The organism is Microbispora sp. KK1-11 (assembly GCF_006874435.1).
Taxonomy (GTDB): Bacteria; Actinomycetota; Actinomycetes; order Streptosporangiales; family Streptosporangiaceae; genus Microbispora; species Microbispora catharanthi.
In genome coordinates this window covers 434370-452559 of sequence record NZ_VIRJ01000003.1, presented here as the reverse complement: position 1 = coordinate 452559, position 18190 = coordinate 434370, and the positions used below count along the sequence as shown (strand labels likewise).

Sequence of the window (18190 nt, the reverse complement as noted above, 5' to 3'; positions counted from 1 at the left end):
GCGGTGGCCTGTCGACCAAGCTGCACCTGGCCTGCGAGCAGGGCCGGCGGCTGCTGTCGCTGGTACTGACCGCCGGACAGCGGGGCGATGCCCCACAGTTCGAGGCGGTCATGGCCGGCATCCGCGTTCCCCGGCTCGGGCCCGGCCGGCCCCGCACCCGGCCTGAGGTGGTGCGCGCGGACAAGGCCTACTCCTCCCGGGCGATCCGCGCCCACCTACGCAGTCGCGGGATCAGGTGCACCATCCCCGAACCAGCCGATCGCATCGCCGCGCGCCTACGGCGGGGCAGCCGCGGCGGTCGACCCTTCGCCTTCGATGCCCGCGACTACCGCGCCCGTCATGCTGTGGAATGCGGCATCAACCGGCTCAAACGCCACCGCGCCATCGCAACCAGATACGACAAACTCGCCGTCCGCTACCAAGCCGCCATCCACATAACCGCCATCAACGACTGGCTCACCAGGCTTTGAGACAGGCCCTAACGTACACACGAAGACGGGCTTGCCCCTTCGTCGCCGGCCCGCTGCCGCTTCGCGGTGGGTCGAGGCATACGGGACGATCAGGCGGGCGGAGGTGCGCGCGGACGCGCTGGATTGGTCGCCTCCTCGCGGGATATACGCGGGATGATCTTTAATTTCGCTCGCTCCGGTGCCTGCTCAGCAGCAGCTCAGTCGCTATCCCCGCACGCCAAAGAATCATCCACTCATAATCCGTGGGTCGTGGGTTCAAGTCCCACCCGCCCTACCACGTTTGATCAAGGAAACCCTGCCTGAGCTGCGGTTTCCCCCATGGATCATGGTTACTGGGCATGCAGCTGTAGGTCGGCGACTCAAATGGAGATCTGACCGAACCGCTGGCGCCGACCGCTCTGGCCGCGTCATAGTCACAACGTTCCGATACAACTCGCCGACCTCACATGATCGGCTGGAGTTACACCACTCAGCGGGACGTGACCGGGCCAACGGCAGGGTGCGTTCCACCTCGCGACATGCATACCTCGGTATGATTAATCCATGGCCGACACGACACGCATCACGGTGACACTGCCGAAAGACCAGGTCACCGAGCTCAAGAAGCTCACCGACAACGTCTCGGGTTATGTCGCCGAGGCGGTGGCACGCCAACTGCGGCACCAACTCCTGGCCGGCGACTTGCTGCATCACCAGGAGGAGCATGGGGAGTTCACCGACGAGGAACTGGCCGAGGCCCGCGCCAGTATCTTCGGGACGGCGGGTTCCGGCGGTTCGGCGAGTGCGGCGTGATCGAGCGTGTCGAGACCGTCGTCCTCGACGTTCAAGGGCTCTCCGCCTGGATCGCACAGGACCGCAAGATCCTCGCCATGTTCCAAGTGTTTCATTCCATGGGTGCCGATTTCGTCATCGGCGCCAACACCATTGTGGAAGTCAGCCACACACGAGTGGACATGCCGCGGCTGCAGTGGGTGCTCTCCCGCGTGAAGGTCGAACCGTTGACCGAGAGTGCAGCGAAGAGGTCCGCTGAGCTGCTCAAGGCCACAGGCCTGCACGGCCACAAGTACGCGATCGACGCGACGATCGCCGAGGTGGCATTGCGCCAACCGGGCCCGGTGGCCATGCTGACCTCCGATGTGGACGACATGGTCCGTCTGTGCGGCAACCGCGTCCGACTCATCGGCATCTGAACGAGCGACACCCGCCACCGGCCAGGGTTTGTTGTACTCGCTGGGCCATGCTGATATCCAGACGTCGTCAGTCGCTGATCGGGCGGACTCGAAATCCGTGGGCCGTGGGTTCAGGCCCCTCCCGCCCTACCACGTACGACCAGCCATCTGCGGCTCACCTACGGTTTCGTGTCCGGACATGCAGCCGACAGCCGCCGGAAGCAGCCGCACGCAACCGGCGGGGCCCCTACCTGGACCAGACTCGAAGCCGGTGCTTCGACAGGGTCTATGGGACCTCGTCCTTTTTCCATGGGCTGACGCCGAGTTTCCCGGTGGTGCCGAGATCGAGCTCCGGCGTCACCGTCACAGGACGAGCACCGGTCTTCGCGTTCACCCTGACGTACGGCAGGTTCACGGGAGTGCCGACAGTGACGGTGTTGCGCCACATCAGGCCGGCGGACGCGCTCTGGCCCGGCTTCAGGGTCACCGGCCGGGGCGGGTCGTCGAAGCCGGTCACGGTGGAGATGTCACCGCCGCCGTGCAGGACCTCGACGCTGGTGACGGGCTTTCTGTCCTCGTCGAGGAGCTGGAGCTGCGGGTAGCCGTTGAGATGGTAGGCGCGGGTTGAGCAGTTCTCCAGATGGAGCCCCACGACGCGGAGCCCCATGGCGGCGTCGCCGTTGCCCAAGGTGACGCGGATGCCGGAGGGCGGGCAGGGGCCCGCCGCGGCGGGCGCCTCGTCCGCCGGGACGCTTCTGACCTTGGCGATTCGCACACCCACCGGGGAGGACGTCTGCGGAGGAAGCTCGTCCAAGGCGACCGTGCGCTCCACAGTCTGACCGGGCTTGACCGCTGGAACCGTCTTTTCCGCACCCGCCAGCACCTCTCCGGAACGGGACACGAAGGCGAAGGTGATCGTGTACGTGAAGGGTTCGGTTTCGTGGTTGGTGACCCGAAACTCGGCGGAGAACGGAGAGAGGTCGCAGTTGCGGGACCGTCCGCCCAGGCCGGTTATCTTGACGCCGTCCTTCTCCAGATCCTCGGAGCCGCCGGGAAGTGCCGAAGTGCCGGACGTGGCAGGCGTACCGGTGGACGGGACACCGCACGAAGGGTCACCGCGCCGGTCTGCCGAGTCGGGTCCCTGCGTCTGCTGCGAGCCGTCGCTCCATGCGGCGACGCTCTCCGATCCGCAGGCCGAGAGGACCAGGACGCCGGCGAGCACGGCGGGAAGACTGCGGGGAGTGGTACGCATCCGAGCGTGACGCATAGAGATCTCAGGCTACAACGACGGGCTGCCGAGCCGCGGCACCCATCCGATGCCGGAACGCGTCGACCCATACGGCGGCCGGACGCCCACGGTGGTGACGGCGTGGCTTCGGGTGTCCGAGTGATCAATGACCAGGCGCAGCCGGGGCCGGATCACGCACCATGAACACGTCCACCTCGTCCTCGGTCTCGACCGTGAACCCGTGCCGCTCGTACAGCCGCCGGGCCGGACTGCCCTGCAGTACGTTCAGCCGGATCAGGGCGCCTTCTCGATCACACCGTTCGAGGAGCATGCCCAGCACGGCAGAGCCGATGCCGCCGCCCTGTAGGTCCGGGGCCAGGTAGAAGTGCTCCAACCAATAGGCGCCGTCGGCCGGCCGCAGCGCCACGCAGCCGGCCAAAACACCGCTCACCTCGATCGTCCAGGTGTGCGCCGGTGTGAATCCGGCCCGGAGCCGCTGCCGTACGCGCTGCTCGTCGTACCGGCCGAGCCGCTCGAGATCCGCCTTGAGCACCACGGCCCGCAACTCGGCCACCGCCTCGACGTCCGCCATCGACGCCGGTCGAAGACTCCAGTCCAACGTGATCACGATGTCCTCGAACCGGGCTCCGCCGGGCTGGGGAGCCTGACCTGGCGTGGCGTTTCCGGCGTGGCCTGTGCGAGCAGGCCGTCGACGAGGGCCCGTAGTCCCTGGGAGTAGGTGTCCTGCGCGGACAGCGTTCGCCATCGATCGCCGAGGGCGACCAGGCGTGGCATCCGCGACTTGTCGAGGTCGCTGAAGAGGGGGCCGCGGTCGGTGGGTCCCCCGGCGTCCGCCGGTTGGGCGGCGGAGTGGGCGCGGACGAGGATCTCGCCGACCGTGTAGTACCAGATGTGGCGGAAGACGTGCACGGCCTGGTCGGGCGTGCATCCGTGATCGATGGCTCCGGCCACGATGGTCTCGACCATCCACACTGATTCGCCGAGCCGGCCGATGAACCCGTCGGCCGTGAGGACCTCCGCGGCCCACGGCCAGGCCGCGAGGGCGTCGTGGATCAGGGTGGCGGTCGCGATGATGCGGTCCCGCGGCTCGCTGGGCAGGTCGGGTTGCGGGACCTGGTCCGCGTATTCGGTGATCAGCAGAAGCAGTAGGTCCTCTTTGTCCCGTACGTGGTGATAAAGGGTCATCGTCCCGATGCCGAGCTCCGCGGCCAGCCGGCGAATGCTCAGCTTCTCCCAGCCGTCCCGGCCGATGAGCCGACGAGCCGCGTCCAGGATCTGCGCTCGGGAGGTCACAGGCGGGCGGCCGGTGCGGCCGTGCGGGGCATTGCGTCGGGACACCGTCCCATCATTTCGTCCGGCCGCTCCCTTCCGCCAACCGGGGCTTCGGCCGTCGACACCGAACCGGTTCCGCTGTACTTTCAGTACGTGTACGAAAAGTGCCGTCCGAGAACCGGCCAGAGAATGGAGGAACGGTGACAGACACGAGATCAGCGAGCGGACACCCGGTCGTTCGCACGGCCGCTCGGCCAGGGCTCACCCTTGCCGCGGTGGCTGTCGTGCAGTTCATGGTGTCGGTGGACCTGTCGGTCGTGAACCTCGGACTCCCGCGGATCGCCGCCGGCCTCGGCTTCAGCGCAGTGGGCCTGACCTGGGTGATCCACGCCTACGCCCTCACCTTCGGCGGGCTGCTCCTGCTGGGCGGCAAGATCGCCGACCGCTACGGCCACAAGCGGGTCCTGCTGCTCGGGCTCGCCGTCTTCGGCCTCGCCTCCCTCGCCGGCGGCTTCGCGCAGGAGCCCGGCCATCTGGTGGCCGGCCGCGCCCTGCAGGGCATCGGGGCCGCCGCGCTGTCTCCGGCCGCGCTGGCGCTGCTGACCGTCACCTTCCCCTCCGGCAAGGCCCGTGTCCGCGCCTATGGCATATGGAGCGCGGTGAACGCCGCAGGCGGCGCCCTCGGCGTCCTGATCGGCGGTGTGCTCACCGAGTACGCGGGCTGGCGCTGGGTGATGTTCGTCAGCGTCCCGATGGCCGTCATCGCGCTGGCCCTGGCCTGGCGGGGTGTCACCGGCGCTCCACCCACGGCTCCCGGCGGCCGCCCGGACGTGCTGGGCGCCATCCTGGCCACGGCCGGGATGTCCCTGCTCGTGTTCGGCGTCGTCCGCACCGACCAGTACGCGTGGACCTCGCCGGTCACCCTGACGACCCTGGTGGGCGCCGTCGCGCTGCTGGCCGCGTTCGTCTACGTCGAGCGGACCACCACCCGCGACCCGCTGATCCGGCTCGGCCTGCTGACCAACCGCTCGGTCGCCGGCGCCAACTCCTACAACCTCCTCCTCGGCGCCGCCATGGCGTCATCCTTCTACTTCGCGTCCCTCTATCTCCAGCAAGTGCTCAAGGCCAGTCCGACCGTGGCCGGGATCCAGTTGCTGCCCTTCGCGATCGGTGTGGTCGCCGGCGCCGCGGCCGCCATCAAACTCGGCTACCGTCTCCCGCTCCGCACCCTGCTGATCATCGGCGGGCTGGTGACCGCGGCCGGGTTCGCCTGGTTCGGCCTGATCAGTGCCGACGGCTCTTTCCTCACCGACGTCCTGGGCCCGTCGCTCGTCACCAGCGTCGGTTTCGGGCTCTGCCTCGGACCGGTCGTCTCGGCCGCCACCGTGGGTGTCGCGCCGAGCGAGACGGGCACCGCCTCCGGCCTGCTCTCCAGCTCACGCCAGGTCGGCGCATCGCTCGGACTGGCCGCTCTCGGCACGGCCGCCCATGCGCGCACCGGCCAGAGCACCACGATCGAGGCCCTCACCGAGGGATACGCGCTCGGCATAGCACTCGGCGCCGTACTCCTGGTCGCTGCCGCCCTCATCGCCTTCACCGTCCTGCCGCGTACGAGCACAGCGACACCGGCGGAGCACGGCGGTCACGACCTGGTCCCCGAACCGGAATAGCCGGCCATGGCGCGATCTCGCGGTCGCCGCACCGCGGTCCGGACACGGTTCCGGTCGATCGGACCGGTCGGCAGAAGTGCGCGATCCCGTCCGACCATCGCCGGGAGCGGCGTCAGACCCGCGAGAGCGCCGACGACCCGCAGGACCAGTGCGCCGGCCCCGCTTCCTCGGCGGCGGTCACGGCAACCTCGAGAACCCGCGCGCTTTCGGTCAGCGACTCACCGTAATAACCCGGAAGGGGCCGGAGACGGGACCCCGGCCGAGTATGTGCGATCACAACCAATGCGCCTCAATGATGTGGAAGGAATCCAGCCACCCGCGTAAAGGAATTGTCGGCACGTGGAAACGGACCGACAACACCTCCGATTACATTTGTTTTCTGTTGCGAAAGGCGGTTGTTTGCGCATTGCTGGGTGACGGGGCCTTTTGTTACCTCTAGCGTGAGAATCAGGGTCTGGATCCAAGGTTCGATGGATCGATTCGCGCTTCGTGCGTCCGGGTGTTTCCCGGCGACGGTCACGGAGTCGACGGAGTGATACTCATGCTCAAGGAAGCACTGGCTGCTGGCGCGATCACGGCGTCGGCCCTCATCGTCCCGGTGACGATGCAGACGCAACCGGTCAATGCGGCCGGCAGCACCGCACAGGTCATGCAGAACCCGACGCAGCCCTGCCCCGGAGGCAGGTGCCGTGGCCGTGAGCGCCACCGGACGTACGGCCACTACGGTCGCGAACGCGGCCGTGAACGGGGCCGATTCGAGGAACGCGGCCGTGAACGCGGACGGTTCGAAGAGCGCGGACGCGAGCGCGGGCGCATGGAAGAACGCGGACGCGAGCGCGGACGGTTCGAAGAGCGCGGACGCGAGCGCGGGCGCATGGAAGAACGCGGACGCGAGCGCGGACGGTTCGAGGAACGCGGCCGTGAACGCGGCCGATTCGAGGAACGCGGACGCGAGCGCGGGCGCATGGAAGAACGCGGACGCGAGCGCGGACGGTTCGAGGAACGCGGACGCGAGCGCGGGCGCATGGAAGAACGCGGACGCGAGCGCGGACGGTTCGAGGAACGCGGCCGTGAACGCGGACGGTTCGAAGAGCGCGGACGCGAGCGCGGGCGCATGGAAGAGCCCGGACGCGAGCGCGGACGGTTCGAGGAACGCGGCCGTGAACGCGGCCGATTCGAGGAACGCGGACCGCGGTAGCGGCATCAGCAGCAGGGAGAGCGAGGCAGCAGCAAGGACCGGATAACCGCACATCGAACCTGCTGGACCCTCCTGCCCCACGAGGCGGTCGCCTCGCGGGGCTCTCCCTTTACGGCCGGCGGCGCGGCCCGCTCGCCCGCATTTCGGCCGTCGCCGCGAAAACGAATTCTCCGGCCGCCGCTGATGCGCTGTTCATGCCGGCGCCGGCCCTACTGCGACACAGTTCGACCGGGTGGGATGCGGTAGACGGACACGTGCGAACGCGATTCGGCGGTGAACTCGGTTCCGATCCAGTCCGCGTGCCTGGCCTCCGGCTCGAACCCGGCCAGCTGAGCCATGAGATCGAGCTCGGCCGGCCAGATGTATCGGTGGGGGCTGCGGAACAGCTGAGCCTGTCCGCTCTCGTCGAACCTGAAATGGTGCGACACGAGGTGTTGGCGCAGGAAATCGTAGGTGTCCAGGCCGATGTAGCCGGGCTCGCAATGCCACACCACGGCCTCCTGGCCCGGTGGCAGCTTGCGCAGCTCGGGCACCGAGAGCTCGATCACGAAGCGGCCGCCGGGCGTCAGGTGGCGCGCTGCGTTGCGGAAGCACGCCACCTGCTCGGCCTGGGTGAGCAGATTGGAGATGGTGTTGTAGACGAGGTAGACGAGCGAGTACTCCCCCGGAGCCACGGCGGTCGCCATGTCGCCGACGACGACCGGGATCTTCGTTTCATCCACCTTCGTACGCAGCTGGTCGATCATCGGACGTGACAGCTCGATGCCGGTGACGGGCACCCCCCGCTCGGCGAGCGGGACGGCCACACGGCCGGTTCCGATGGCGAACTCGAGCGCCCGCCCCTCGCCCGCGAGATCGGCGAGGCGATCGACGGCCGGCCCGAGGACCTCGGGCGCGAACATCCCGGTGCCCGGCGTGTCGTAGTGCTGGGCGACGTCGGTGTTCCAGATCTCCTCCTGCCGCATGCTCCCCACGATCACCATCGCCGTACGGCGCTGTCCAACGATTTATCACCCAGAAAGTTCAACCATCTGGTTGTGCGTCTGCGTCGCGTGCCGTTATCGTCAACCATGTGGTTGAGGATCGATCAGTGTTGGACGAGGTGTTCCACGCCCTGGCTCACGACGCGCGACGCACCATGCTGCGCCGGCTCGCGGCCGGCGAACTGACCGTCGGGGAGCTCGCCGAGCCGCTGCGGATGTCGCTGGCGGCGGCGTCCAAGCACGTGAAAGTGCTCGAGAACGCCGGACTGGTGCAGCGCACGGTCGTGGGACGCCGGCACGTGTGCCGGCTGCGGTCCGGCCCTCTCGCGAGCGCCGTCGAGTGGCTGCGCTTCTACGAGCGGTTCTGGGATGACCGCCTGGACGCGCTGCAGCAGGTCCTCGACCCCCCACCCGCGCACACACCCGAGGAGGCGTCATGATCGCCGAGTCCGCGACCCACCCCGCCGTACGGCGGGAGCGGACGCTGGCCGCACCCCCGCACACCGTCTACCGCGCCTGGCTCGATCCGGACGTCCTGCGGCTGTGGCTCGCGCCCGGTGACCTGGAGGGTGTGCGGGCCGAGGTGGACGAGCGGGTGGGCGGCCGCTACCGCATCTGGCAGACCTCCTCCGACCAGCCGATCGGCGGCTTCGACGCGCAACTGCTGGAGCTCGTCCCGGACCGCCGTATCGTCTGGCGCTGGGGGTTCACCGGTCCCGGCCGCGAGGCAGGACCGATGTTCGACTCCCTGCTCACCGTCGAGCTGAGCGAGACCGCGGACGGTGGCACGCACATGACCCTCCTGCACGAGCGGCTCGACGCGCTGGCCGCCGCGATGCCGCACGTCGCCGACCAGATCGGCGGCGGATGGGACGGCGTTCTCGACCGGCTCACCCTGGTCGTGAAGCGGTGACGGCCGACCTGAGGCCCGCGGCGGACAGGCTCGCCGCGATCATCCGGAACGTCCCCGGCGACCGGCTCACCGGGCCGACGCCATGCAAGGGCACCACGGTCGGCGAGCTGCTCGATCACATCGACAGCCTTTGCGTCGCGTTCACCGCGGCGGCGCGCAAGATCCCGCTGGAAGGAGGCGGCAGGCCGCCGGTGCCGGACGCGTCGAGGCTGGGCGCGGACTGGCGCGACCGGATACCGGCCCGCCTCGCGGAGCTGGCCGAGGCATGGCGGGAACCGTCCGCGTGGACCGGCACGGCCGAGATCGGCGGCGGCGTGCTGCCGGCCGACGTCGCAGGAACGTCCGCGCTCGACGAGATCATCGTGCATGGCTGGGACCTCGCCGTCTCCACGGGCGCGGCCTACTCCGCCGACGATCCCGCTCTCGCCGAGGCCGTGCACCGGGCCTACCAATGGGTCGGCGCCGTCGTGTCCGAGCACCCCCAGGGCAGCCCCGGCCTGTTCGGACCGCCGGTGCCCGTGCCCGGCGACGCCCCGCCGCTGGACCGGCTGCTCGGCCTGACCGGTCGCGACCCCACGTGGCGGCCTCGGTGAGACGCATACGCCGATCAGGACCCGGGCGCTCGCCGGGGTTTGGGGGCACGCGCCGGCCGCACCGCCGTCAGACGGCCGCGCCGCACCAGCCGGTCAGGGCCCGGACCAGGTCGGCGGTGCCGGGCCGGCGCCGGCCGCCGGGCGCCGGGCCGCCGCCGGACGCGGCGGCCATGCCAGGCTCCTGACCCGGCTGCGGCGCGTGCTGCCCGGCCGTGCCATGGACGCCTTGTTCTTCCGGATGCTGGGGCTGCCGCGGGAAGTCGCCGCCCACCGCTGCGCCGGGAAGGCGTGAAGGCGGAACGCGCCCCGCTCAGATCTGCCGGTCGCGGCCCGCGAAGTATCCGGCCGCGATCTGCGGCACCATGAGGCACACCACGAAGGCCAGCGGCCCCTGCCAGCCGCCGGTGTGCTGGTAGAGCGCTCCGACCAGGATCGGACCGGGGATCGACAGCAGGTAGCCGACGCTCTGCGCGAAGGCGGACAACCGGATCACCGTCGCGCCGTCCCGGCCGCGCATGGCGATCATGGTGAGCCCCAGCGGGAAGGAGCAGTTGGCCACGCCGAGGAGCACCGCCCACAACCAGGGCGCGGCGGCGGGAGCCGCCCACAGGCCGGCGTACCCGGCGACCCCGAACGCTCCGAGCAGGACAGCGATGCCGCTCTGGTTCCGCAGCCGTCCGGCGACGGCGGCCAGCACGAAGGACAGCGGCACTCCGAGCACCGAGGTGACGGCGAACAGCAGGCCGGCGGCCTCTGCGGACAGCCCGGCGTCACGGAAGACCTGGGGCAGCCAGCCCATGATGACGTACGCGGAGGTGGCCTGCAGGCCGAAGAAGACCGCGAGCGCCCAGGCCATGGGACTGCGGGTCACCCGTACGTGCGCTCCGGCCCCCGCGGCGGCGTCCCCGCCCAGCGCCCGCCCGGTCTCCTGCCCGGTCTGCTGCCCGGTCTGCTGCCCGGTCTGCTGCTTGGCCGGCCGCCGGCCGTCGCGGGCGAGGGCGACCCAGGGCGGCACGGCGACGGCGGCGAGGACGGCCCAGGCCCCGAGACCGGCACGCCAGTCGCCGCCGAGCGCGCCGGCGAGCGGGACGGTGACGGCGGCGGCGGCCGAGGCGCCGAGGTTGAGGGCCATGGAGTACAGGCCGGTCATCATGCCGACCCTGTCCGGGAAGCGTTGCTTGACCACGACCGGCAACAGCACGTTGGCGACCGCGATCCCGGCCAGTGCGAGGCCGCTCAGCGTGAGGAAGACCGGGGTGCTGCCGACGAACGGACGCAGGGCGAGCCCGAGCGCGACCGCCGCCATCCCGGCGAGGACGACGGCCTCCGGTCCGTGACGGCGGGCCAGGCGGGGTGCGGCCGAGCCGACCAGTGCGAAGCACACCGCCGGCACGGACGTGAGCAGCCCGGCGACGGTGGCGCTCATCCCGAGGGCGGCGCGGGCCTCTTCGAGCACGGGCCCGAGACTGGTGACGACGGGCCTGAGGTTGAGCGCGGCCAGCACCAGGGCGGTGGCCGCCAGGCGGCGCGTCCACGTGGCGGACCGGGCGCGGCCCTGCCGCCGCCGCACAGGGCTCCGCCGTGCTCCATCGCCCTTCGGCGCCGCCGTGTCCCGCACCACCGCCGTGTCCCGGGGCACCGGCTCATTCCGGACCACCCCGTCATGGGGAACCAGCGGGTCCCCAACCGCCCTGTCATCCACGCGCTGTCATCCCGGAAACCACCTCGCCACCCTCAAACGACCAGGTCATCCTAAAATCAGCGACTTCTTCCGAAATCAACCGGGTCGCCCTGTGTGGCCCCGGGAAGCCGCGGCGACCCTGCCGGCTCGCGATCCCGTCCGTCACATCGTTCCGGTTGGGGGCTTGACACCCCTTTTGTGGCGGAAAAAACTCGGAGCACTCCCGCTCCACAGCACTCCCCCCGACGGCGGCACGGTGAGCGCTCGTTCACCGTGCCGCGAAGGAGACATGCATGAGGCGATTGTTCGCCGTTCTCGCGCTGGTCGCAGGCTTCCTGCTGGCGCCCGCGCGTGCCGACGCCGCCGTGGCGAACGTGGCCCCGTCGGCCACCGCCTCCGCCTCCTACACCTCCCCCTGGGAGAGCGTGGCCGCCGTCAACGACGGCGTCGACCCGGCTCGCTCCGATGACACCCGGAACCGCCGCTGGGGCACCTGGCCCGAGGCCGGCGAGCAGTGGGCCCAGCTGACCTGGCCGTCCGCCCAGACGATCTCCTCGGTGCAGGTCTACTTCTTCGACGACGGAGGCGGCGTCCGGCTGCCGGCCTCGTGGAAGCTCCAGAGCTGGGACGGCGGAGCGTACGTGGACATCGCCGCCTCCTACCCGACCGCGGCCGACACCTACAACACCGTCACGTTCCCCGCCGTCACCACCACCCGGCTGCGCGTCGTCCTGCGCAGCGGCCAGGCGTCGGTCGGGCTGCTGGAGATCAGGGCGCTCGCCGACGCCGCCGGCCGGCAGAGCGGCTGGAGCCCGCCCGCCGACCTGGTCGCGCCCCTCGACGAGGTCTGGCGACACGTCGAGTCCACCTACCCCGACCTGTACGGCTACCGCAACTACGGCTGGGACCAGATCATGGCCAACGGCGGCAGCGTCAACTACTGCGTCCGCTGGGACTCCAGCACCCCGGTCTCCGCGGAGCTGCGCGACAAGATCCACGCCGCGCTGGCCAGGTCGTTCAAGAAGTGGATGGACGTGATGGCGGGCCACAACGGCTGGCCGTACACGGACGTGCCGGTGAAGGTGGTCGGCTGGGCCGTACGCGACCGCGCCACGCTGCAGTGGAGCGACGACTCCGTGGACGTGTACGTCGGCGACATGCGCGAGAACGCGCCGCAGTGCGCCGAGCCGTGCGGACGCCTGTTCGACCAGTCGGGCGCCTACCCGGACTGCCCGGGCGGCGCATCCCACCACTACGACATGTCCCTGTGGCTCACCGAGGGCATGAACGGCGGCATGGGAGGCGCCTGGGGACAGCGCGTCGGCAGCGAGTATCTGGTGGACAATCTCGGCAGCGACGACATCCACATCCTCCTCCACGAGATCGGGCACGGTTTCGGCCTGGACGACTTCTACGACTGGACCCCGGCCGGGCAGTGCTGCTTCCTCATGAAGGCGGGCTCCGCCACGTCGATCACCGAGTTCGACGCGTGGATGCTGCGCGACGTCTGGCGGCACCTGAAGAGCCGCTACGGCTACTGACGCCCTTCCGGGCCCGTCGGCCCTTCCCGGCCCGTCAGCGCTCCTCGGCGGGCGCGGGGGCGATCACCTGGCGGTCTCTCGGCGAGGCCGCCAGGGCCACCCGTCACGGGTACGTCGTGCGCAGCGATCACCATCCGGCCCTCCGGCGTCGCGTCGAGACAGATTTCGACATCTGTCGAAAACCGTCGCGATCAAGACAGAACGGTCGTCCGAAGACATTCGGCACTTGCGTCCCTAGCATCGCCCTCTACGGGCCGAATCCCCCGGCCCGAATCCCCCCGATCGTTTCTGGAAGGTTTGCCGATGTCCTCATCGCGCCGGGTGACGCCTGGTCTCCTCCCGCCAGCCGCGTCACGCCGTACGGGAGCCGCACGCCGGGGCGCGGCGGCGCTGGGCCTCGCCGTCGCCACGACCGTCACCGGGCTCGCCGTGAACCCGGCCCCCGCGGGCGCGGCCGCCCCTGCAGGACCTGTGTTCCAGGACGGCATGGCCCAGCCGGTGTTCTCGTCCAACAGGAACGACTGGATCCGCGAGGAGGTGTGGGTCGAGACCCCGGTCGACAGTGACGGCGACGGGCGGAACGACCGGGTGCACGCCGAGGTCACCCGGCTCAAGGAGACCGAGACGGCCGGCCTGAAGTCGCCCGTCGTGTACGAGGTCAGCCCCTACTACGCCGGCGGCAACCCCATCACCAACCACGACGTCGACCACGAGCTCAACGAGGCGCTCCGCCCGGGCAAGGGCTGGCTGAACCGCGGCGGCAAGGCGCTCGACCCGGCGGCCGACGAGCGGCTGGCCGCGGCGACCGCGGACGATGCCGGGGCCGGCGGCGCGGACGCCTCCCTCGCGGCGAGCGGCCCGCAGCCGGTCATCAGCACCAGCCACGAGTCCAACTGGCTGCCCCGCGGCTTCGCGGTGGTCCACGCCGAGTCGCTGGGCAGCGGCAAGTCCGACGGCTGCCCGACCACCGGCGGGCGCAACGAGACCATCGGCGCCAGATCCGTCGTCGACTGGCTGAACGGCCACGCGAAGGCGTACGACGCCTCCGGGCGGGAGGTCGCGGCGACGTGGACGACCGGCAAGGTCGGCATGATCGGCACCTCGTACAACGGCACCCTGCCCAACGCGGTCGCGAGCACCGGCGTCGAGGGGCTGGAGGCGATCGTGCCGATCTCGGCGATCTCCAGCTGGTACGACTACTACCGCGCGAACGGCGCCGTCGTGGCCCCCGGCGGCTACCAGGGCGAGGACACCGACGTGCTCGCGGAGTACGTCTACACGCGCGCGGACAAGCAGGTCTGCCGGAGCGTCATCGAGGAGCTCGCGAAGGCGCAGGATCGCACCACCGGCGACTACAACGCCTTCTGGGACGAGCGCAACTACATGAACGACGTCGGCAACGTCCACGCCGCGGTGCTGGTCGCGCACGGCCTCAACGACTGGAACGTCAAGACCAAGCACGCCGCGCAGTGGTACGAGGCGCTCAGGGCGCGCGGGGTGCCGCACAAGATCTACCTGCACCAGGGCGGCCACGGCGGCTCGCCCAGCGTCGACGTGCTGAACCGCTGGTTCACCCGCTATCTGTGGGGTTACCAGAACGGCGTGGAGAACGACCCCCGCGCCCTGGTGCAGCGCGAGGACAGGACCCTGGTGCAGTACGCCGAGTGGCCCGACCCGGCCGCCGCGGACACCGAGCTCAACCTGGCGCCCGGCGCCGGCGGCGCGGCCGGCGTCCTCACCTCCGACAGGACCCGGGTCGGCAGGCCGGTGACCGAGACGATCGTCGACGACGCCACCAAGCGGGCGCAGACCCTCGCCGACGCCGCCGCCTCGCCCAACCGCCTGGCGTACAAGTCGGAGGCGCTGACCGCGGCCGCCAGGCTCAGCGGCACGCCGCGGGTGTCGCTGCGGATGTCCTTCGACCAGCCGGCGGCGAACGTCACGGCTCTGCTCGTCGACTACGACCAGAACGGCAAGGCGAAGATCATCACCCGGGGCTGGATCGACCCGCAGAACCGCAAGTCGATCTCACGGACCGAGCCGGTCAAGCCCGGCACGCCCTACCGCCTCGACTTCGACCTTCAGCCGCACGACTACGTCTTCCCCGCCGGGCACCGGATCGGGGTCGTGCTGCTGTCGAGCGACTACGAGTACACCATCCGGCCCGCCCCCGGCGCGCGGCTGCACCTCGACACGACGAAGAGCACGGTGACGCTGCCGATCGTGGGCGGCGCCGGCGCGCTCACCCCCGAGAGCTGACCGTCCTCCTCGCGGCACGCCGTCCCCCTCGGCCTGATCGGCCGGCGGGGACGGTGTGCGTGTGGCTATAGCAGAGCCTCGCGGTGCCGCCAGGCGAGGTCCAGCACGGCCGCGCCCGCCGCCTGCATCGGCTCGTCGCGGACGTACCGCCGCACCGTCTCCGCGTCGAACGGGACGCGGCCGACGACCTGTCCCTCGCTGTTGGACGCGGCGACCTCGCCGAAGACGGCGTCGAACGTCTCCGCCTCCAGCACGGTCACCGTGAGGAAGTCGGTCGCGAAGGTCAGCGGATCGACCCCCACGCCCAGCACGAGAGAGCGCGCCCGCCCGTCCTCGCGGGCGTCCGTCAGCAGCCGGTAGAGCGGCCAGCTCTCGTAGTCGAAGCCGTCGCCGTATTCCTCCCCCCGTCCGAGGAACTCCTCGGCGTACTCGCGGACCACGCACTTCCACAGGTCGAGGTCGGCCTTCTCCGCGCCCGCGGCCTCGTGCGCGGGCTGGAACACCCCGACCGGCATGACCTGGAAGAGCGCGCCGCCGTGCGCCACCCTGGCCGGGTCGCGCCAGTGCAGGACGAACGACGTCTCCCCCGTACGGCGGTCGTGGCGCAGCGTGAGCGTCGAGATCGCGCAGAGCGCGGGCCGCCGGCGCAGGTCGGTGGGGTCGCCCACGAGGGCGCGGAACGGCGGCGGCTGCCCGTCGCCATCCCCTGCGAACTCGTGCGCGGCGAACTCGTGGGCGGCCACCTCTCCCACGCTCACGCCGTCGAAGTAGCGTGCGCGGGTGAAGGTCAGCTGCGGCCAGGCGACCTCCAGCAGCCGGTAGCAGGTGCGGTCCTCGAAGAGCCGGGGGCGGGCGAGCGCCCCCAGCGCGTCCGCGTAGGCGCCGGCGCCCTCCGGAAGCAGGGCCGCCGCCTCCGGTTCACGGCCCGTGACGGCGGGGGCGGGAGCGTCCTCCACCCAGCCGAGCCGCACCTCGCGCAGGTCGAGCGGCGTGGCCAGGGTCCATGGGGTCGCAGTCCAGCCGTCCCGGGTGAGCAGACGGGTCGATCCGGCTCTGGCCAGCCCGGGATAGAGCCGATCCGCCGCCACGGCCAGCTCGTGCCGGTGCCCGTCCAGGCGTCGCCGCACCTCGGCCCATTCCGGTCCCGACGGCCGCATCCGCGCCTCCCCCCTCGATCTCACGAGTCCAGCACTCTAGCCACTCATGCGAGGGAGGAGGTCTTCGCCACGGTGGAGTCGGAGTTCCTGGCGGTCGTCTCCGACTACGACGACGACCAACTGGAGAAGTTCGTTGATTTCGTCCGCCGCCTCGACGCGCGGACGCACCAGGCGATGAGCGGCGCCCGCGATCTTCCTCACACCACCGGGTGCCCTTTTCGTTACGTTCACCACCCTTGACCCTCCAACACATGCGGGTATAAACACATACGAAACAACATCGAAACGGCGGTGAACCAACACGATGTACGCCGAGGAGCGGCAGCAGGAGATCCTGCGGGCGGCCCGCGACGCCGGCCGGGTCGACGTGGTGACGCTGGCCGAGCGGTTCGGCGTCACGACGGAGACGATCCGCCGCGACCTGACCGCACTGGAGCGCGCGGGCGTCCTGCGGCGCGTGCACGGCGGCGCGATCCCGGTCGAGCGCCTGGGGTTCGAGCCCGCCCTGGCCACCAGGGACGAGGTGCTGACGGCCGAGAAGGAGCGCATCGCCAAGGCCGCCCTGGCCGAACTCCCCGAGGACGGCTCCGTGGTCATCGACGCGGGCTCCACGACGAGCCGGCTCGTACAGGCGCTGCCGCCGGACCGCGAGCTCACCGTCGTCGTGAACTCGCCTCCGCTGGCCACGACGCTGGCGGCCCGCCCCAACCTGACCGTGCTCATGCTGGGCGGCCGGGTGCGCGGCCGGACGCTGGCGACCGTGGAGGACTGGGCCATCCAGCAGTTGTCGCAGCTCAACGTCGACGTGGCCTTCATGGCCACCAACGGCTGCTCGGTGGCCAAGGGCCTGACCACCCCCGACCCGGCCGAGGCGGCGATCAAGCGGGCGATGATCGCCTGCGCCGACCGCGCCGTCCTGCTGGCCGACCACACGAAGTTCTCCGGCACCTACCTGGCGCGCTTCGCGACGCTCGCCGAGATCGACGTCGTCATCACCGACAGCGGGCTCGATCCCGACCAGGCCGCCGCGCTGGCCGCCGCCGGGCCGGAGGTGGTCCGCGCATGATCCTCACCCTGACCCTCAACCCCAGCCTCGACCGCACGATCGAGGTCGGCGCGCTCACCCGCGGGGCCGTCATCCGGGCGGCCGCCACCCACCTCGACCCGGGCGGCAAGGGCGTCAACGTGTCGCGGGCCCTGCTGGCCAACGACGTCCGGTCGTGCGCGGTCATCCCGTACGGCGGCAGCGAGGGGCGCCGGCTCCTCGACCTGCTGTCGGCGGAGGGCATCGACATGATCCCCGTGCCGGTGGAGGGCCCCACCAGGTCCAACGTCGCGATCGCCGAGCCGGACGGCACCGTCACCAAGGTGAACGAGCCGGGCACCGCGCTGACCCCCGCCGAGCTGGACACGCTGGCGGGCGCCGTGCTCGACGCCGCACGGTCGGCCGACTGGGTGGTCGCCTCGGGCAGCCTCCCGCCCGGTGTGCCGGTGGACGTCTACGCCGGGCTGTGCCGCCGGTTCGCCGACGCCGGGATCAACCTGGCGGTCGACACGAGCGGCCCCGCCCTCGTGTCCGCCGTGAACGCCGGCCCCGCGCTGGTCAAGCCGAACCGCGACGAGCTCGCCGAGGCCACCGGCACGTCGATCGCCTGTGTCGGCGACGTGCTCGACGCGGTCGGCAAGCTGCGCGCCATGGGCGCGCGGTCGGTCCTGACCAGCCTCGGGGCGGACGGCGCGCTGCTGGTCGAGCACGACGAACAGGTCTGGTACGGCGAATGCGCGGTCGAGGAGCCGCGCAGCAGCGTGGGCGCGGGTGACGCCCTGCTGGCGGGCTTCCTCGCCGCGGGGGCCCGCGGCGAGGCGGCCCTCGCCGAGGGCCTCGCCTGGGCCGGCGCGGCCGTGGGGCTGCCCGGCAGCCGGATGCCCCGCCCTGCCGACATCGATCGCACACACGTCCGGATCGGTCCCCCCGACCCGGCCCGGCCGCTCACGCCACCCCCTCGCTCGGCGCTCGGGGGCGTTTGAGCGCGAC

At 70.9% G+C, this 18190-nt stretch carries 19 protein-coding genes; 12 read left to right on the top strand and 7 right to left on the bottom strand.

The annotated features are described in order from the left end of the window. From FLW16_RS07680 to FLW16_RS07670, 3 genes are all read left to right on the top strand, one after another. Positions 1 to 470 (top strand): IS5 family transposase (locus FLW16_RS07680; RefSeq protein ID WP_142559043.1); only part of this gene is annotated, 470 nt, incomplete at its 5' end. 543 nt (positions 471 to 1013) lie between these two features. Beyond that, a complete protein-coding gene (locus FLW16_RS07675) occupies positions 1014 to 1262 on the top strand; it encodes a hypothetical protein (protein WP_142559041.1) in 249 nt (82 codons plus the stop codon). Next, positions 1259 to 1660 carry a DNA-binding protein gene (locus FLW16_RS07670; RefSeq protein WP_142559039.1) on the top strand — a complete coding sequence of 134 codons (402 nt, stop codon included), beginning with the start codon at positions 1259 to 1261 and terminating at the stop codon, positions 1658 to 1660. The genes FLW16_RS07675 and FLW16_RS07670 overlap by 4 nt, the downstream gene beginning before the upstream one ends. A 265-nt stretch (positions 1661 to 1925) precedes the next feature. Here the strand turns inward: FLW16_RS07670 and FLW16_RS07665 are convergent, their stop codons facing one another. From FLW16_RS07665 to FLW16_RS07655, 3 genes are all read right to left on the bottom strand, one after another. Then, the gene (locus FLW16_RS07665) at positions 1926 to 2891 is read right to left on the bottom strand and encodes a DUF4232 domain-containing protein (RefSeq protein WP_221890939.1); all 966 of its coding nucleotides are present in this window, start codon (positions 2889 to 2891) and stop codon (positions 1926 to 1928) included. 139 nt (positions 2892 to 3030) lie between these two features. Next, complete coding sequence (locus FLW16_RS07660; RefSeq protein ID WP_260614988.1) at positions 3031 to 3486, bottom strand: GNAT family N-acetyltransferase; 456 nt, start codon at positions 3484 to 3486, stop codon at positions 3031 to 3033. Positions 3487 to 3491: 5 nt separating this feature from the next. After that, positions 3492 to 4226 carry a TetR/AcrR family transcriptional regulator gene (locus FLW16_RS07655; RefSeq protein ID WP_185949304.1) on the bottom strand — a complete coding sequence of 245 codons (735 nt, stop codon included), beginning with the start codon at positions 4224 to 4226 and terminating at the stop codon, positions 3492 to 3494. A gap of 209 nt (positions 4227 to 4435) precedes the next feature. On the opposite strand from FLW16_RS07655, the gene FLW16_RS07650 reads away from it, so the two are divergent. After that, positions 4436 to 5830 carry an MFS transporter gene (locus FLW16_RS07650; protein WP_260614987.1) on the top strand — a complete coding sequence of 465 codons (1395 nt, stop codon included), beginning with the start codon at positions 4436 to 4438 and terminating at the stop codon, positions 5828 to 5830. 289 nt (positions 5831 to 6119) lie between these two features. Here the strand turns inward: FLW16_RS07650 and FLW16_RS07645 are convergent, their stop codons facing one another. Together FLW16_RS07645 and FLW16_RS07640 are read right to left on the bottom strand one after the other, a co-directional pair. Beyond that, on the bottom strand, positions 6120 to 7082 hold the full coding sequence (locus FLW16_RS07645) for a hypothetical protein (protein WP_142559035.1): 963 nt from the start codon (positions 7080 to 7082) through the stop codon (positions 6120 to 6122). Between the two features lie 155 nt (positions 7083 to 7237). Further along, entirely contained in the window at positions 7238 to 8011 is a 774-nt protein-coding gene (locus tag FLW16_RS07640; RefSeq protein WP_260614986.1) for a bifunctional 2-polyprenyl-6-hydroxyphenol methylase/3-demethylubiquinol 3-O-methyltransferase UbiG, read from the bottom strand. 107 nt (positions 8012 to 8118) lie between these two features. On the opposite strand from FLW16_RS07640, the gene FLW16_RS07635 reads away from it, so the two are divergent. Genes FLW16_RS07635 through FLW16_RS07625 form a run of 3 tightly spaced genes read left to right on the top strand, consistent with a single transcriptional unit; the run spans position 8119 to position 9517 of the window. Next, positions 8119 to 8451, top strand: a complete 333-nt coding sequence (locus FLW16_RS07635) for a helix-turn-helix transcriptional regulator (protein WP_221890938.1) — start codon at positions 8119 to 8121, stop codon at positions 8449 to 8451. Further along, positions 8448 to 8924, top strand: coding sequence for an SRPBCC domain-containing protein (locus tag FLW16_RS07630; protein WP_142559032.1), 477 nt, complete (start codon positions 8448 to 8450; stop codon positions 8922 to 8924). Before FLW16_RS07635 ends, FLW16_RS07630 begins: the two co-directional genes overlap by 4 nt. Continuing rightward, positions 8921 to 9517 (top strand): TIGR03086 family metal-binding protein, encoded by a 597-nt coding sequence (locus FLW16_RS07625; protein ID WP_221890937.1) that lies wholly within the window; start codon positions 8921 to 8923, stop codon positions 9515 to 9517. The genes FLW16_RS07630 and FLW16_RS07625 overlap by 4 nt, the downstream gene beginning before the upstream one ends. 310 nt (positions 9518 to 9827) lie before the next feature. Here the strand turns inward: FLW16_RS07625 and FLW16_RS07620 are convergent, their stop codons facing one another. Further along, positions 9828 to 11156: an MFS transporter gene (locus tag FLW16_RS07620; protein ID WP_221890936.1), complete on the bottom strand. Its 1329-nt coding sequence runs from the start codon at positions 11154 to 11156 to the stop codon at positions 9828 to 9830. Between the two features lie 335 nt (positions 11157 to 11491). Between FLW16_RS07620 and FLW16_RS07615 the strand changes: the two genes are divergently transcribed. Together FLW16_RS07615 and FLW16_RS07610 are read left to right on the top strand one after the other, a co-directional pair. Beyond that, on the top strand, positions 11492 to 12739 hold the full coding sequence (locus FLW16_RS07615; RefSeq protein WP_142559028.1) for a discoidin domain-containing protein: 1248 nt from the start codon (positions 11492 to 11494) through the stop codon (positions 12737 to 12739). A 303-nt stretch (positions 12740 to 13042) separates the two neighbouring features. After that, positions 13043 to 14998, top strand: a complete 1956-nt coding sequence (locus tag FLW16_RS07610; RefSeq protein WP_142559026.1) for a Xaa-Pro dipeptidyl-peptidase — start codon at positions 13043 to 13045, stop codon at positions 14996 to 14998. A gap of 65 nt (positions 14999 to 15063) precedes the next feature. On the opposite strand, the gene FLW16_RS07605 is transcribed toward FLW16_RS07610, so the two are convergent. Beyond that, on the bottom strand, positions 15064 to 16179 hold the full coding sequence (locus FLW16_RS07605) for a transcriptional regulator (RefSeq protein WP_142559024.1): 1116 nt from the start codon (positions 16177 to 16179) through the stop codon (positions 15064 to 15066). Between the two features lie 48 nt (positions 16180 to 16227). Between FLW16_RS07605 and FLW16_RS43525 the strand changes: the two genes are divergently transcribed. The 3 genes from FLW16_RS43525 (at position 16228) to pfkB (ending at position 18183) form a co-directional block, all read left to right on the top strand. Further along, on the top strand, positions 16228 to 16395 hold the full coding sequence (locus tag FLW16_RS43525) for a hypothetical protein (protein ID WP_185949302.1): 168 nt from the start codon (positions 16228 to 16230) through the stop codon (positions 16393 to 16395). Between the two features lie 64 nt (positions 16396 to 16459). After that, on the top strand, positions 16460 to 17221 hold the full coding sequence (locus tag FLW16_RS07600; protein ID WP_142559022.1) for a DeoR/GlpR family DNA-binding transcription regulator: 762 nt from the start codon (positions 16460 to 16462) through the stop codon (positions 17219 to 17221). Continuing rightward, positions 17218 to 18183 carry a 1-phosphofructokinase gene (gene pfkB, locus FLW16_RS07595; protein ID WP_142559020.1) on the top strand — a complete coding sequence of 322 codons (966 nt, stop codon included), beginning with the start codon at positions 17218 to 17220 and terminating at the stop codon, positions 18181 to 18183. Before FLW16_RS07600 ends, pfkB begins: the two co-directional genes overlap by 4 nt. Positions 18184 to 18190 lie beyond the last annotated feature (7 nt).